This is a genomic window from Porphyromonas sp. COT-290 OH3588, assembly GCF_000769075.1.
Lineage (GTDB): Bacteria > Bacteroidota > Bacteroidia > Bacteroidales > Porphyromonadaceae > Porphyromonas.
Window position 1 is genome coordinate 1 of record NZ_JRFC01000015.1, and the last position, 13,291, is coordinate 13,291.

A 13,291-nucleotide genomic window follows, 5' to 3' on the forward strand; every position below is an offset into this window, starting at 1 on the left:
GGGGGATAGTATTCAAGGCTCCCCAAGCCGCTCAAACACGCAAAAAACACCGAGAAAGATACAAGAAACTTTGAGCGGTGCATTGCGCAATAGCCTCATCTATACAAATACAGTCTATAGGATTGGCGAAATGACTAGAGCCGTGCGAAGCGTTTTCGCACGGCTCTAGTTGTATTGTGCCCTTTCGTTCCGCCCGAGGGGGATTGCAAGGCCGTGATCTCGAATGGTCGATCAGTTGTGGCTTAGCCATACGATTTTTGGGGTGCGTTTGTCATCTTTTTGGTTAAGAGATGTAAAAGCGTTGGTTAGAAATTTTATTGAATGAGGCAGCAATTCTAAAGATGCTCGGTGTGGCAGCAGAAGATTGATGGGAACATCTTTGCGGATTGGTGGGCTAATCCTCCGTAGAGTGTCCACCAATCTGAAGGGATTGATGGGAAGAAATGTCGAAAAATATGACACGAGTCCCCAAAACTGCATCAAGTTTGTTCTTATATGTCTGATTATTAGCGGCTTGCTTTTTCAGTTTTTGAGAGGGGTATTTCCCCTTGGCTGAGACTAAGTGCCAAAATGAGGTCGGACGCAATCTGGAGCCTCCTAGGGGGCAAATACGCAGTTCGCCTACGAGAGTTGCAGAGATCGGGCGAGCTCGCTGCGTGCTCAAAGTGTGCTTGGGGTATGTGAATTTCTGTTAATCAAGGTAGCCCTCATGGGCCGAGAGGAGTGGCAAGGTGCCAAGTGAAATAGTTGCCTTGACGCAAAGGGTGTTAGTGGCGAAAAAGTCTTACCTTTGCTCCTTGTTAAATAGGACATTACGTAAGATGAAGCTATTGCTTATTGCATCACTCGTCTTGGTGGGTGTGGCCATTCTGCTACTCTGCATCAAGATTATCCTGCTCAAAGACGGGCGTTTCCCAAACACACACGTTGGGGGGCAGAAGGCTATGCAGGATCGGGGGATCTCTTGTCATACCTCTCAAGACAAGCAGAAGCGTGCGCACCGCACCCTGCAGGAGCGTCTAGACGAAGCCGCCAAGGAGTAGCCCCTAGATGCCTAACCATCAATCGAGCATAATTAAATTAAGATCACATATATGATTAAGAAGAATTTTCTACACTCAGGTGCAGCCCTACTAGGCTGTGCAGCCCTGCTTACACTGGCCTCTTGCCAGCAAGGCAAGCAAACACAGAGTGCTACTACTGTGGTAGCATCGTCTACCGAGGAGGCTCAGCTCCCTATCGCCTATGTGCGTATGGACTCTGTACTCTCGCAGTACAAGTATGCCCAAGATGTACAAGCCACTCTAGCCAAGGACGCAGACGGCCACCGCACTCGCTTGCAGGGTCGTGCCGCAGCATTCCAGAAGGCCGCCGAGGACTTCCAGCGTCGTGCGCAGATCAACGCCTTCATCTCGGAGGAGGCGGCACAGAAAGAGCAAGCCAAGGTCATCGGTATGCAGCAGGAAGTGCAGAACCTAGAGCTCAAGCTAGGCCAAGAGCTCGCCATGAAGGGTCAGCTGATGCAAGAGGATATTCTCAAGGAAATTCAGGCTCAGATCAAGATCTTCAACCAAGACGGTCGCTACAAGCTCGTGCTGATCAACTCGGGTGTACTCTATGCGGACGAAAGCATGGACATCACGGACGCCTTTATCCAGCACCTCAATGCTGCCTACAAGCCAGAGATGGCTCAGGCCTCGGCCGACTCTGTAGCCAAGAAGTCTAAGTAAGGTTGGGCGAGATAATCGGTTGAGTATAGACCTACGGAGTCTATCTCAGGACGATCAACCTCAAAAGGCGGTATGCCGAAATGCAAATTTCGGTGCACCGCCTTTTGAGTTCCTAGAGATTTCGGTGCTCTAGGAGCAAATCCCACAAAGTCAATGAATAGAAAAAAGCAGAAGAAAACGACACTAGGCTCTAGAGCCCCTTGGCTGGCGCTGCTTGTCCTCGTCGCCATCGTCGGCTGGCAGGCCTACACGATACAGGGCAAGCAAGAGCGGCAAGCCCACGCGCAGGCATCGAGCCATCAGACGCAGGAGCCATCGATAGCCGCCCCTACGGGCGAAGTTATCCTCGGCGATACGACCCTGCTAGAGCTACCGCAGCTCTCGGGTGGGGCGCACAACTATTTCGTGACGCACTATGCCGAGGGGCAGGTCAATTACTCACTAGAGTACGATACCCAGAGGCGACACGCCCGTTGGGTCGCTTTTAGCTTCGATCGCGCAAGTGCGCCCAATCGGGTCAAGCGCTCGGACGCTTGGGGCTGGGATCCTAAGCTCCCCAAGGAGTACAGCACGGACAATTGGTTCGCTCGCTCGGGTTATAGTAGAGGCCATCTAGTCGCCTCCGAGGATCGCACCTTCGCCCAAGAGGCCAACGAGCAGACTTTCTACTACAGCAATATCAGCCCTCAGCTACAAGAGCACAACGGTGGCGTATGGGTGCGCCTAGAGAAGAAGGTACAGAGCTGGGGGCGTGATGAGCGTCTGCACGATGTACTCTATGTGGCCAAAGGGGGGACGATCCGTGACGACCAAATCGAGGAGCACCGCCTAAGGGGGCAAATCGTCATACCCCGCTACTACTGGATGGCGCTACTGCTCCAAAAAGGCGACGAGTACCACAGCATTGCCTTCTGGACAGAGCATCGCAGCTATGCCAAGGGGGAGGGTAATCTGCGAGATCTAGCAATCTCCGTAGACGAACTAGAGCAGCGCACGGGGCTCAATCTATTCTACCGACTACCCACTTCTGTGGCGCAGCATGTAGAGGCGGAAGACCCCAACGGCAGGGAAGCGAGGCGCATCTGGTGGAGATAGACGGTATGGATTGGGCGAATTGGTGTAACTTTGTTTGAGAACTTATCAAAAACATCAGACTATGCTACAGACTACAACCCATACACTACAAGGGTACGACATAGAGCAATACTATGGCGTGGTACTAGGAGAGACCATCATCGGAGCTAACTTCCTCAAAGATATTGCTGCCTCGATCCGTGACTTCATCGGCGGACGCTCCGGCTCCTACGAGCGTGTCGTCAAGGAGGCACAAGAAACCGCTCAGAGAGAGATGGTACAGCGTGCCGAGATGCTCGGAGCTAATGCCGTCATCGCCATCAGCTTCAGCTACTCCGCCGTTGGTGGCCAAGGTAGTATGCTGATGGTTACCTGCTCAGGAACGGCCGTGCGTGTCCGTCGCTAGGCAGGCTAGAGGAGAAGGCGGTAGTAATAGAATTAGACAGATCGACAATGTCACGCAAACGCATATTCTTCCTAGATGCATACGCTCTGATCTTCAGAGCCTACTATGCATTCATACGCAGCCCACGCATAGATAGCCAAGGGCGCAATACGAGTGCAATCTTTGGCTTCGCATTGATGCTGGACGAGATCTTGGACAAGGAGCTGCCAGACCTCATTGCCGTGGCATTCGACCCTCCCGGGGGAACATTCCGCCACGAGGCTTACGAGGCCTACAAGGCACAGCGTGACGAGACGCCCGAGGGTATTCGCCTCGCTGTACCCTACATCAAGCGTCTACTAGAGGCCTACCGCATACCGATCTTGGAGGTGGAGGGCTACGAAGCCGACGACGTGATCGGGACACTTGCCGTACAAGCCGAGCAGGCTGGTCTAGAGGTGCTGATGGTAACGCCCGACAAGGACTACGGCCAGCTCGTCTCGCCACATATCTCGATGTATCGGCCAATGAGTGGCGGTGGCTATGAGGTGTGGGGCGAGCGAGAGATCGTAGAGAAGTTTGGGCTTAGCCAGACCAAGCAAGTCATCGACTACCTAGGCTTGGTGGGCGACTCGGCTGACAATCTGCCCGGCTGCCCACGCATTGGCGAGAAGACCGCCCAGAAGTTGCTTGCCGAGTTTGGGAGTATCGAGGGGATCTACGAGCATATTGATCGGGTCAAAGGCAAAACTCGTGAATACCTTGAGGCTGGCAAAGACTCTACCCTCATGACTCGTGAGCTCGCTACGATACATACTGCCGTCCCCATAGTGTGGCACGAGCACGATTTCGCTCGCCAACCCATAGATGCCGAGGCGCTCCGTGCGCTCTATACGGAGCTGGAGTTCCGGACTCTACTCAACAAACTCGCCAGCAAGCTCGAGCAGTCTGCCCCAGAGCCTGCGCAGGAGGAGGCGAACTCCGAGATGGGGGATCTATTTGCTTTTGATTACAGTGCAGGGACGAAGCCCTCACCCTCTGCCGAGGGGGCACTCTCCAAGGCCTTGGAGCTGGATATCCACCACATGACCTCTGTCGAGGAGATAGAGGCTATGGTCGAGCGAGCCCTACAGCTGGGCTACATAGCACTTGATACGGAAACTACGGGTCTGGATCCACTCGAGGCAGAGCTGGTAGCAGCGAGCTTCGCCCTAGGCGATCGAGAGGCTTATTTCCTTCTCTTCCCCGAGGATCGAGAGCAGACACTAGCACTGCTCCAACCCCTGCGTAGGGTATTGGGTAGCGACCGAGTGCTCAAGATCGGGCAAAACATCAAGTACGACTTGCAGGTACTCATGAGCTATGGCGTGGAGATTAGTCTGCCGCTCTTCGACACCATGGTGGCGCATTACCTCCTCTTCCCCGATATGCGCCATGGCTTGGACGAGCTTAGCGAGCGTTATCTCGGTCTACAACCGATGAGCTTTGAGGAGATGATCAAGCCACAGAACCCCAAGAAGCCCAACCTTAGAGCCGTGGAGCTAGATCGCTTGGCCTACTACGCAGCCGAAGATGCAGCACTGACCTATAGGCTGTATCGCTACTTCGAGCCTATGCTGGCAGAGCGTGAGCAGACGGCTCTGATGAACGAGCTAGAGATGCCACTAATCCCAGTGCTTGCGTCGATGGAGCGTGAGGGCGTTCGGCTCGATCGAGGTGTGCTGGCTGAGAAGTCGTCGGAGCTACACGCCAAGCTCACGGCAGTAGAGGCAGAGATCTTCGAGCTGGCAGGGCGTGAGTTCAACGTCAATAGTGCCAAGCAGGTGGGCGAGTTGCTCTTCGACGAGCTGAAAATCGTGGAGAAGCCCAAGAAGACGAAAACAGGGGGCTACACGACCAGTGAAGAAGTGTTGGAGAAGCTCCGCAACCGTCACCCGATTGTGGCACGCATTCTCGACTATCGAGGGCTCAAGAAGCTACTCTCTACATACGTGGATGCCTTGCCCGATCTAGTCTATCCAGACGGTAGGCTACACTCGAGCTTCAACCAAACCGTCGCAGCTACGGGCAGGCTCTCTAGTAGCAACCCCAATATCCAGAACATTCCTATTCGTACTGCCGAGGGTCGGGCCATTCGTGCAGCCTTCGTCCCTCATGACGAGGATTCGGTCTTCCTTAGTGCAGACTATTCGCAGATTGAGCTTCGCCTCATGGCTCATATCAGTGCCGACGAAGGGCTCATCGAGGCATTCCGCCAAGGGCACGACATTCACCAAGCCACAGCCGCCAAGATACACGGCCTCCCTCTCGAGCAGGTAACTGCGGAGCAGAGACGTGGAGCTAAGACTGCCAATTTTGGGATTATCTACGGCATCAGCGCTTTTGGGCTAGCCGAGCGTCTAAACATCGGACGAGGCGAGGCCAAAGCGCTTATCGACGGCTATTTCGCTTCCTACCCGGGAGTGAAGGCCTATATGGACAGAGTGATTGAGCAGGCTAAGGCTCAGGGCTATGTTACCACGCTCCTAGGTAGGCGGCGCTACCTGCCCGACATCACGAGTGCCAATGCCGTAGTGCGTGGCTATGCCGAGCGCAACGCCATCAATGCTCCGCTGCAAGGTACGGCTGCCGACATCATCAAAATAGCCATGATACGCCTATACGCGGAGATTAGGCGCCGAGGCCTGAAGAGCCGTATGATCCTGCAGGTGCATGACGAACTGAACTTCAACGTCCCCAAGAGCGAGCTAGCAGAGATGCGTCAGCTCGTCAGACAGACGATGCAATCCGCCCTCACTACTCTAGCCGTCCCTCTAGTCGTGGAGGTTGGCGAGGGCGGTAGTTGGCTCGAAGCGCATTAGAGATAGACTTCCTTCGTCAACATAAAAAAGGCCTAACCTCTATAATCGTGAGAGGTTAGGCCTTCCTGTATGATTACCAATGGGGTTATTGGAGCGATTTAGGAGCCTCGATGAAGTAAGGGCTTAGGCGAATGCTATCATCTCTGGAGAAAGCAGGGTCACGCATCAAGGTACTCCAGCGCATAATCCGCCCGTGGCGACTGATGAGCCGATTGAGCGACTTGACTTGCGTATAGCTCAAATAAGGATGACGGGGAATATCGCCCGAGATGAGCGAATCCAAGCGGTAGGTACGTGGCGAACGACCAATACGGAACCACCCCTTTAGGCTAAGGAATTTGTCCTCGTCCATACCATACACCTCTTGTAGCTGCAGGACGGTGTAGTAGCCCCCGAGCTGACGCCTAAGCGCCAAGATGCGATGCGAGAAAGCAGGGCCTATGCCGGGTACTTTGATTAGCGTAAGCGAGTCTACAGTATTGAGATCTAGTATTTGGCGCTGTCTGAACTTAGGCGCTGACGAGTTTCTCAAATGAGCAGGAGGGCCAACGTAGTGGTCTGGTCGGTAGATCGTATCGGCAGGCGATGCTAGTGCCGACATTTGGTTCTGACCTCTTGAAGTCAAGGATAGCAAGACCGCTCCCGAAGAAATCAAGAGTAGCAGAACAATCAGCACAATGCGCTCGGCTCGCCCGATGAAAAAGAAGTAACGCCCCATAGCAAGTATTAGATTTTAGGTGTAGAGGCATCGGATGCCCTAGTTATTAACTTCAATCCGCTCGATCTTGCCGTCTTTGAGGTAGATCGTACGGTCGGCTCGTTTCGCTAGCTCTATATCGTGTGTGACGATGACGAAGGTCTGCCCAAGTTCTGCTCTAAGGTCGAAGAAGAGCTGATGCAGAGCTTCTTTGTTGTGTGTGTCGAGACTACCCGAGGGTTCGTCCGCAAAGATGACGGCTGGCTCGTTCATCAGCGCACGAGCTACGGCGACACGCTGGCTCTCCCCGCCCGACATCTGACTGGGTTTGTGTCCGGCACGTTCGCTTAGCCCCATTTGGTTTAGTAGTTTACCAGCCCGCTCACGTGCTTCTCGGCGACTCTTCCCCGCAATCATCGCAGGGATCATTACATTCTCTAGAGCGGTAAACTCTGGGAGTAGCTGGTGGCTCTGGAAAACGAATCCGATCGAGCTATTGCGTAGCTCTGCCGTAGCCCGAGAGCTGAGCTTGCCTACCTCCTTGTCTGTGATGATAAGCTGGCTATCTGCGTCGGCATCGGCCAGAGTACCGAGGATCTGTAGAAGCGTAGTCTTGCCTGCTCCGCTAGGCCCGACGATAGATACGATCTCTCCTTTGTAGACCTCCAAATCAACCCCTCTGAGTACCTCTAGAGAGCCGAAGCGCTTGCGGATATTAGTGGCTTGAATGATTTTCATTGGCTGAGGGTACTTGAATGTGTTTGAGCACATAGGCGGATAGGTGGCACCCGAAGATAGCGGGCATATATGCGGCTGTGCCAGCAGTTGAGCGCTTGCATCGCTCTCCGCTGATCTCCACGACTGCCTCTTCGTCGGGTAGCTCGCTGGAGAAAACCACTGGAATGCCATTCTTGATGTCTAGCTTGCGCAAGCGTTTGCGCAGAGCACGGGCGAGCGAACAGTTGTAGCTTCTGTTGATGTCGGCTACTTGAACCGCACTAGGATCACTCTTAGCACCTGCGCCCATAGAGCTTACGATAGGTAGCCCTCTCTGCTTGCTTAGGGCGATGAGATAGACCTTAGGGCTAAGCGAATCGATAGCATCGATGACGAAGTCGTAGCGATGACGATCGAGTAGCGTCACCATGTTCTCGTCCTTGAGGAACTCCTCCACGACCTCGAGCTCAATCTCTGGATTGATATCTCTAAGCCTCTCGGCAAGGACAGAGGCCTTAGGGCGACCGATCGTGCTATGCAGAGCCGTCAGCTGTCGGTTGATGTTGGAGGGCTGAACGATATCTGCGTCCACAATGGTCATACGGCCAATACCAGCGCGTGCAAGCATCTCGGCAGCATAGCCACCAACGCCTCCCAGACCTACGACCAGCACATGGGCTCGTCCCAGCTCCTCCACACGCTCTGCTCCCCACAGCAGCTTAGTCCTTTCTTTCCAGTCTGTCCTCTCGGTCATATTTTTCGATACTTGTCATTTTATTTGCCTGAATTCTCATGGCAATTATCAGATATCAGGAGCTCATCAAAAAGTTTCTTCCAACGGTCATCGTTTATATCTGGAGCATAGTCTAACCTCTTAGTTAAACAAGCCTGCTGGAGATTATGGCGCAACGTGTCATTCTGACAAAGTTCTAGCAACGTATCAGCATAGGCTTTGAGGTCAAAAGGCTTGACCAATCGCCCTGCACACTGAGATGCACCAATGATAGACTCAACACCAGCACAACAATCAAATGAAATAGGGACTACTCCGTTACTTTGAGCCTCGACCAATACCATCGGCCAGCCCTCGAATGAGGATGTCATACAAATAATTGCAGCGTCGTTATAGATACGCTTGAGGTCTGTTTCATAGCCACACAAGTGTATTCTCTTAAGCCTATATTTTCTTATAAGTTTGTGAAAGATCCATTCGTCTGGGCCAGCACCATAGAATTTTAACTCCCAATCGGGTAATTTATCTTGAATCTCTCTCCAAACTTTGAGCAAGCGATCAAATCTTTTGGGAGCTAATGATAGGCGACCGACATAGACAATCTCCTTTCGCTTATTGAGATTTGGGGCTGCTTCAATCTCTATGGTATTAGTCATTGAAATCACCTTCCTTTTTTCCTCCTCCGTGAGAGATAAAGCCTTGGCTATTTCTGCTTTATATTCAGGGCACAATACAATGTATTTGTCAAATAGGTGAATATCTCTCAGGTGCTCCTCCTTGAGCCGTTGATACTGCTCCGAGTTACGAGTCTTGCCTTTATAGCCGAGCAGGTTCCACTCAATCCATTTCTTGATGGAGTATTTGGCTTGTAACTCCCCTAGCTCAAGTCTGTAGCTCATTTCCCAAAAGGGTTTACTGTGATTCCAATAAACCAATTTACATAAGCTATACTTATTCCAATCCTCAAAGAACTGGCCCTCCATATAACACGCAAAGGCGATACGGATATTTTGCTCCGCCAAATAGGCTATAAGCGCAGCCTTATTGTCTTCTGTGTAAAATGTTTCTTGGTTTGGCAAACAATAAATCTCGGCATTGAACCCTTCTGGTAGGACGAACTCATTGGGGTTGTGCTTCGACCCAATGAACGTCGAATGGATCCCCCATTTACTAAATAATCTTGCTGTAGTGAGAGAAACTCGCTCAGCCCCGCCTCCTTCTAGGCGAGGGTGGAGAAAGGCGACTTTTAGTCCGTTATAGCTCATATCTTATTGTCGTTACTGTTTATTTCTTGATGCCACGTCTGTTGAGCTCTTGTTGGTAGAGGCGGGCGTTGCGTAGGTGCGTTGCGTAGTCGGTTGCGAAATTGTGGTAGCCAGAGAAGTCTTCTTTGGCTACCATGTAGAGATAATTGTGCTGCTCAGCTTGCAGCACGGCGTCCAAACTGCTTGGGCGAACCAGCCGTATTGGGCCCGGCGTTAGTCCCACATTGCGATATGTATTGTAAGGCGAAGCGACCTCTAAGTGCTCGTATAGAATACGCCTAAGCGAGAAATCTCCAAGGGCGAACTTAATCGTCGGGTCGCTCTGCAGGGGCATTCCCTTACGTAGGCGATTGATGTATAGCCCTGCTATGCGGCTATATTCATCTTGTTTGCTCGATTCCTCCTCGAGGATCGCTGCTAGAGCCGATGCATCGCTCTGGCTGAGCCCTAGGCTATCGGCTTGAGCGATGCGCTTTGCCGTCCAGAAGCCTTGGTACTGATGCAGGATTGTATCTACCAATGCTGGCAGACTAATATCCCACTCTAGCGTATAGTGCTGGGCGAGGAATAGGCTACGAGCCTGCTCTCGATTCATACCTTGCCTAGCTAGTGCTACGCTATCCTCGAAGAACCCTACAAGCTCTGCTGAGTCGAGCATAAGGTGCTTATCTAGCTGCTTGACGAGCTCTGCCTCCGTGCGTATGCCAAGTAGAGGCAAGCTAACGGGAGCTTGATTGCCCGATATGAGAATGCTCATGAGCTCGTCTGTCGTCACCTCTGGAGGGACAGCATAGCGGCCTGTGCGTAGATGTTCGTCTACCTTGCGCCAAGACCAAAAGAAGTCGAAGACATTGGGGCGTGTGGGCCAAATCTTTTTGTGGATCTGCTGGCGTACCTGCTCGGGGCTATCCTCTCGGTCAATGAGGAGGTAGACAACTTCGGTGTGCCTGCCCACGGGGGCTTTGTATAGACGGTACGCCCAGTAGCCAAGGCCTACCAAAGCAAGTAGGACTACCAATAGAAGCGCCCAGAGCCACTTGTACGATCTCTTGCCTCCACGCTGTCCTCTGCTGTAGCTACTGCCATTGAGCCTTTGATAGGTTGCTACACTAATCTTTTTCGTCATAACCTTTGTGTTTTTGAGGATTACTGCTCCAAAACATAAACCCATTCGTTCCCTTGCGATAGTTCGCTCGAGAAGCTAAATCCCTCGGGAGAGAAAGCTCTGAGCTGCTCTGGGTCCTCTATCCTATTCTGTATGATGTGGCGTGCCATAGCTCCTCGTGCCATCTTGGTGTAGATAACGATTTGCTTGAGGCCACCAGAGGGCTCTCTAGTTAGGAAGCGCGGGCTAATTACCCGAATGCTGCGCTCAACCTCGGCCCAGTGAAAGAGTTGCTTCATCTCCTCACTAGCCAAGTAAAATAGGATACCTCCCGAGGCTTGTACACGGCTGATGAGCAGCGGCGTTAGTTTATCTCGCCAATACTCGAAGACGCTCTCCTCTCTATCCCATGCCAAGTTGGCTGTACCTTCCATACGATAGGCTCTGATGCCGTCAGTCGGTAGGAGTAGCCCGTAGACGAACGAGCAGACAAGCAGATGCTCGTTTGCCCAGAGCCAGTCAGACTCGGAGAAGCTCGTAGCGTCAATCTTCTTGAAGACCATACCCGAGTAGAGCTGTAGCGTTGGTTGGTCTTGAGTCGTGCTTGAGATGAATGCTCGCCAGTCCCGATAGGCTTCGTCTGCTTTCTTGGGGCTGAGGCCAAACTGCTTGGCCATGTATTCCTTATCCAGCGCAAGTGTTGCCTCTACGATGGGCCGACTTGCTTCTATGAACTGAGGCTGTGTGGGCTCAGGGCTGTAAGCTCCCTTCTTGATTTTGCTGGCAAAAGTTTTGGCAGGAGAGATGATGCTGATCATGGCTAGAGTAGGCGTAGCTTGAGGGTGTCACGAAGTTGCTCAAGGCTTGGGTTGAGCTTCTTGAGATGTTCGTATCGGTCTTGTGATGTTGTTGGGAGGAAGGTTTGCTCTCCCTCGGCCTTGGCACGTACACGCACCTCTATCCCTCCGTGGCGTAGCGCCCGGCGCAGATAGGCTTGTATGCGAGGAAGCTCCCTCTGGATCGGTTCCATAACGGCAGACGAGTCCACGATAGCAACCTCTGCAATATGTGGCTCTACTAGGCGAGGTAGTTCCTGCTGCATGATGTTACGACAGATTACCTTGTCTTCCTCCAATTCCTTATTGACAAACTCCATCCACGCCCTCTGGAGCATAACTTCATCGAAGCCCTCACGAGCCGAGATTTCCTCCTCATGTAGCTCCGTGGAGGTTGGGTTCTGCGTCCTCTGTGACCGAGATTTTAGCCCACGAAAGCGCTGTCTGCCCTCACGAATCTCTTCATCAGCTGCCACGACTATAGGCTGAGGCATCGGCGTAGGGGTTGCTTCTTGCCGGTTGGGTATCGAGGCTGGCTGTACCGCTGCTTGTGGGCGTACAGGTGGAGGAGTGGTCACGCCTGCATTTGGCAGCGTATTAGGCCCAGCTGTTTGTGGCTGAGGCTTGTGGCTATTGGCCGAAGTGTTGGTATTGGGCTGTGCACTAGGGCTAGAGCCCTGCTGTTGAGGTTGCGAGCCTGTTTGTGGTTGTGCTTGGGGCGAGGGGGCTGCTTGCGCCTCGGGCGATCGGAACAGACCGATTAGGTTAAGCAGGCTGAGCTCTACGAGTAGTCGCTTATTTGTGGCTGATCGATACTGCTGATCTGCTTGTACGAGTACTTTGAGCCCTTGATGTAGGCCTGATATAGGCGTACGAGAGGCTAACTCTTGGTATAGCTCAGCCACGCTGGCAGGCTTCTCAAGGAGGGGGAGCGTCTCGGGGTGCTGGGCGACCAATAGATCTCGCAAGAAGTTGGCTAGGCCAGATAGAATGATTTGCCCGTCGAAGCCTCGTGCTAGTAGTTGGTCTAGCGCTACGAGTAGGCTTCGATAGTCCCCATGCAAGATATGCTCAAGTATCTGTCTATATGCCGTATGGTCTAGTACGTTGAGGCTCTCTAGGGCGTTGGCATAAGTGATGTGCCCAGCGGAGAAGCTCGCAATGCGGTCGAACATGGAGAGTGCATCACGCATACCCCCATCGGCTTTCTCAGCAATCAGGCCTAAGGCTGCCTCCTCGGCGTCGATCCCTTCGCTTGTAGCCACATAGCGCAGGTGCTGAGTAATGTCTAGGACTGTGATGCGCCGGAAGTCGTAAATCTGGCAACGTGATAGGATCGTAGGGAGAATTTTGTGCTTCTCCGTCGTGGCCAAGATGAATATCGCATAGCTCGGTGGCTCTTCTAGGGTCTTGAGGAAGGCATTGAAGGCAGCTTGAGAGAGCATGTGTACCTCGTCGATGATGTACACCTTGTAGCGTCCGAGAGCTGGTGGCATAGCGACCTGCTCCGTGAGGGTACGAATGTCCTCAACGCTATTGTTGGAGGCTGCATCAAGCTCAAAGATATTGAACGAGCGTTGCTCCTCGAAAGCACGACAGCTCTCACATTGATTGCACGCCTCCCCCTCAGCACTTAGGTTGGTACAGTTAATAGTCTTAGCTAGGACGCGCGCAGCGGTTGTCTTGCCGACACCACGAGGACCGCAGAAGAGGTACGCATGGGCAGTCTTACCCGAGAGCACGGCCGTGCGCAGGGTGGCTGACATGGCCTCCTGCCCTACAATCGTAGCGAAGCTATCTGGGCGATACTTGCGAGCTGATACAATATAATTTCCCGACATATTAGTACATAAAACACTCGTACACAAAAGTAGCAATTTTGCCTCTG

12 protein-coding genes are annotated in these 13,291 nt (G+C 52.7%); 5 read left to right on the forward strand and 7 right to left on the reverse strand.

The features are described from left to right. The first annotated feature begins 821 nt into the window (after positions 1 to 821). The 5 genes from HQ48_RS04920 (at position 822) to polA (ending at position 6,050) form a co-directional block, all read left to right on the forward strand. A complete protein-coding gene (locus HQ48_RS04920; RefSeq protein ID WP_044186955.1) occupies positions 822 to 1,043 on the forward strand; it encodes a hypothetical protein in 222 nt (73 codons plus the stop codon). Positions 1,044 to 1,094: 51 nt separating this feature from the next. Further along, positions 1,095 to 1,730 (forward strand): OmpH family outer membrane protein, encoded by a 636-nt coding sequence (locus tag HQ48_RS04925; RefSeq protein WP_052408972.1) that lies wholly within the window; start codon positions 1,095 to 1,097, stop codon positions 1,728 to 1,730. A 153-nt stretch (positions 1,731 to 1,883) separates the two neighbouring features. Next, positions 1,884 to 2,825 carry a DNA/RNA non-specific endonuclease gene (locus tag HQ48_RS04930; protein ID WP_052408973.1) on the forward strand — a complete coding sequence of 314 codons (942 nt, stop codon included), beginning with the start codon at positions 1,884 to 1,886 and terminating at the stop codon, positions 2,823 to 2,825. A gap of 61 nt (positions 2,826 to 2,886) precedes the next feature. Continuing rightward, on the forward strand, positions 2,887 to 3,210 hold the full coding sequence (locus HQ48_RS04935; RefSeq protein WP_044186958.1) for a YbjQ family protein: 324 nt from the start codon (positions 2,887 to 2,889) through the stop codon (positions 3,208 to 3,210). A gap of 47 nt (positions 3,211 to 3,257) precedes the next feature. Next, positions 3,258 to 6,050: a DNA polymerase I gene (gene polA / locus HQ48_RS04940; protein WP_044232042.1), complete on the forward strand. Its 2,793-nt coding sequence runs from the start codon at positions 3,258 to 3,260 to the stop codon at positions 6,048 to 6,050. Between the two features lie 85 nt (positions 6,051 to 6,135). Here polA and HQ48_RS04945 read toward each other — a convergent pair whose 3' ends face one another. Genes HQ48_RS04945 through HQ48_RS04975 form a run of 7 tightly spaced genes read right to left on the reverse strand, consistent with a single transcriptional unit; the run spans position 6,136 to position 13,244 of the window. After that, positions 6,136 to 6,768 carry a helix-hairpin-helix domain-containing protein gene (locus HQ48_RS04945; protein ID WP_044232043.1) on the reverse strand — a complete coding sequence of 211 codons (633 nt, stop codon included), beginning with the start codon at positions 6,766 to 6,768 and terminating at the stop codon, positions 6,136 to 6,138. Positions 6,769 to 6,807: 39 nt separating this feature from the next. Further along, a complete protein-coding gene (locus HQ48_RS04950; protein WP_369794299.1) occupies positions 6,808 to 7,485 on the reverse strand; it encodes an ABC transporter ATP-binding protein in 678 nt (225 codons plus the stop codon). Further along, entirely contained in the window at positions 7,463 to 8,218 is a 756-nt protein-coding gene (locus tag HQ48_RS04955; protein ID WP_044232045.1) for a ThiF family adenylyltransferase, read from the reverse strand. The genes HQ48_RS04950 and HQ48_RS04955 overlap by 23 nt, the downstream gene beginning before the upstream one ends. 20 nt (positions 8,219 to 8,238) lie before the next feature. After that, entirely contained in the window at positions 8,239 to 9,462 is a 1,224-nt protein-coding gene (locus HQ48_RS04960) for a glycosyltransferase (protein ID WP_044232046.1), read from the reverse strand. Positions 9,463 to 9,481: 19 nt separating this feature from the next. Beyond that, a complete protein-coding gene (gene mltG, locus HQ48_RS04965; RefSeq protein ID WP_052408974.1) occupies positions 9,482 to 10,588 on the reverse strand; it encodes an endolytic transglycosylase MltG in 1,107 nt (368 codons plus the stop codon). Between the two features lie 20 nt (positions 10,589 to 10,608). Then, positions 10,609 to 11,385 carry a YaaA family protein gene (locus HQ48_RS04970; RefSeq protein ID WP_044232047.1) on the reverse strand — a complete coding sequence of 259 codons (777 nt, stop codon included), beginning with the start codon at positions 11,383 to 11,385 and terminating at the stop codon, positions 10,609 to 10,611. 2 nt (positions 11,386 to 11,387) lie between these two features. After that, positions 11,388 to 13,244 carry a DNA polymerase III subunit gamma/tau gene (locus HQ48_RS04975; protein ID WP_044232049.1) on the reverse strand — a complete coding sequence of 619 codons (1,857 nt, stop codon included), beginning with the start codon at positions 13,242 to 13,244 and terminating at the stop codon, positions 11,388 to 11,390. Between the last annotated feature and the right edge of the window lie 47 nt (positions 13,245 to 13,291).

What these genes read in the sequence shown, in the direction of transcription:
- HQ48_RS04945 (WP_044232043.1), bottom strand. Translation starts at nt 6,768, where the DNA reads ATGGGGCGTTACTTCTTTTTCATCGGGCGAGCCGAGCGCATTGTGCTG.
- HQ48_RS04920 (WP_044186955.1), top strand. Translation starts at nt 822, where the DNA reads ATGAAGCTATTGCTTATTGCATCACTCGTCTTGGTGGGTGTGGCCATT.
- mltG (WP_052408974.1), bottom strand. Translation starts at nt 10,588, where the DNA reads ATGACGAAAAAGATTAGTGTAGCAACCTATCAAAGGCTCAATGGCAGT.
- HQ48_RS04960 (WP_044232046.1), bottom strand. Translation starts at nt 9,462, where the DNA reads ATGAGCTATAACGGACTAAAAGTCGCCTTTCTCCACCCTCGCCTAGAA.
- HQ48_RS04955 (WP_044232045.1), bottom strand. Translation starts at nt 8,218, where the DNA reads ATGACCGAGAGGACAGACTGGAAAGAAAGGACTAAGCTGCTGTGGGGA.
- polA (WP_044232042.1), top strand. Translation starts at nt 3,258, where the DNA reads ATGTCACGCAAACGCATATTCTTCCTAGATGCATACGCTCTGATCTTC.
- HQ48_RS04970 (WP_044232047.1), bottom strand. Translation starts at nt 11,385, where the DNA reads ATGATCAGCATCATCTCTCCTGCCAAAACTTTTGCCAGCAAAATCAAG.
- HQ48_RS04930 (WP_052408973.1), top strand. Translation starts at nt 1,884, where the DNA reads ATGAATAGAAAAAAGCAGAAGAAAACGACACTAGGCTCTAGAGCCCCT.
- HQ48_RS04935 (WP_044186958.1), top strand. Translation starts at nt 2,887, where the DNA reads ATGCTACAGACTACAACCCATACACTACAAGGGTACGACATAGAGCAA.
- HQ48_RS04975 (WP_044232049.1), bottom strand. Translation starts at nt 13,244, where the DNA reads ATGTCGGGAAATTATATTGTATCAGCTCGCAAGTATCGCCCAGATAGC.
- HQ48_RS04950 (WP_369794299.1), bottom strand. Translation starts at nt 7,485, where the DNA reads ATGAAAATCATTCAAGCCACTAATATCCGCAAGCGCTTCGGCTCTCTA.
- HQ48_RS04925 (WP_052408972.1), top strand. Translation starts at nt 1,095, where the DNA reads ATGATTAAGAAGAATTTTCTACACTCAGGTGCAGCCCTACTAGGCTGT.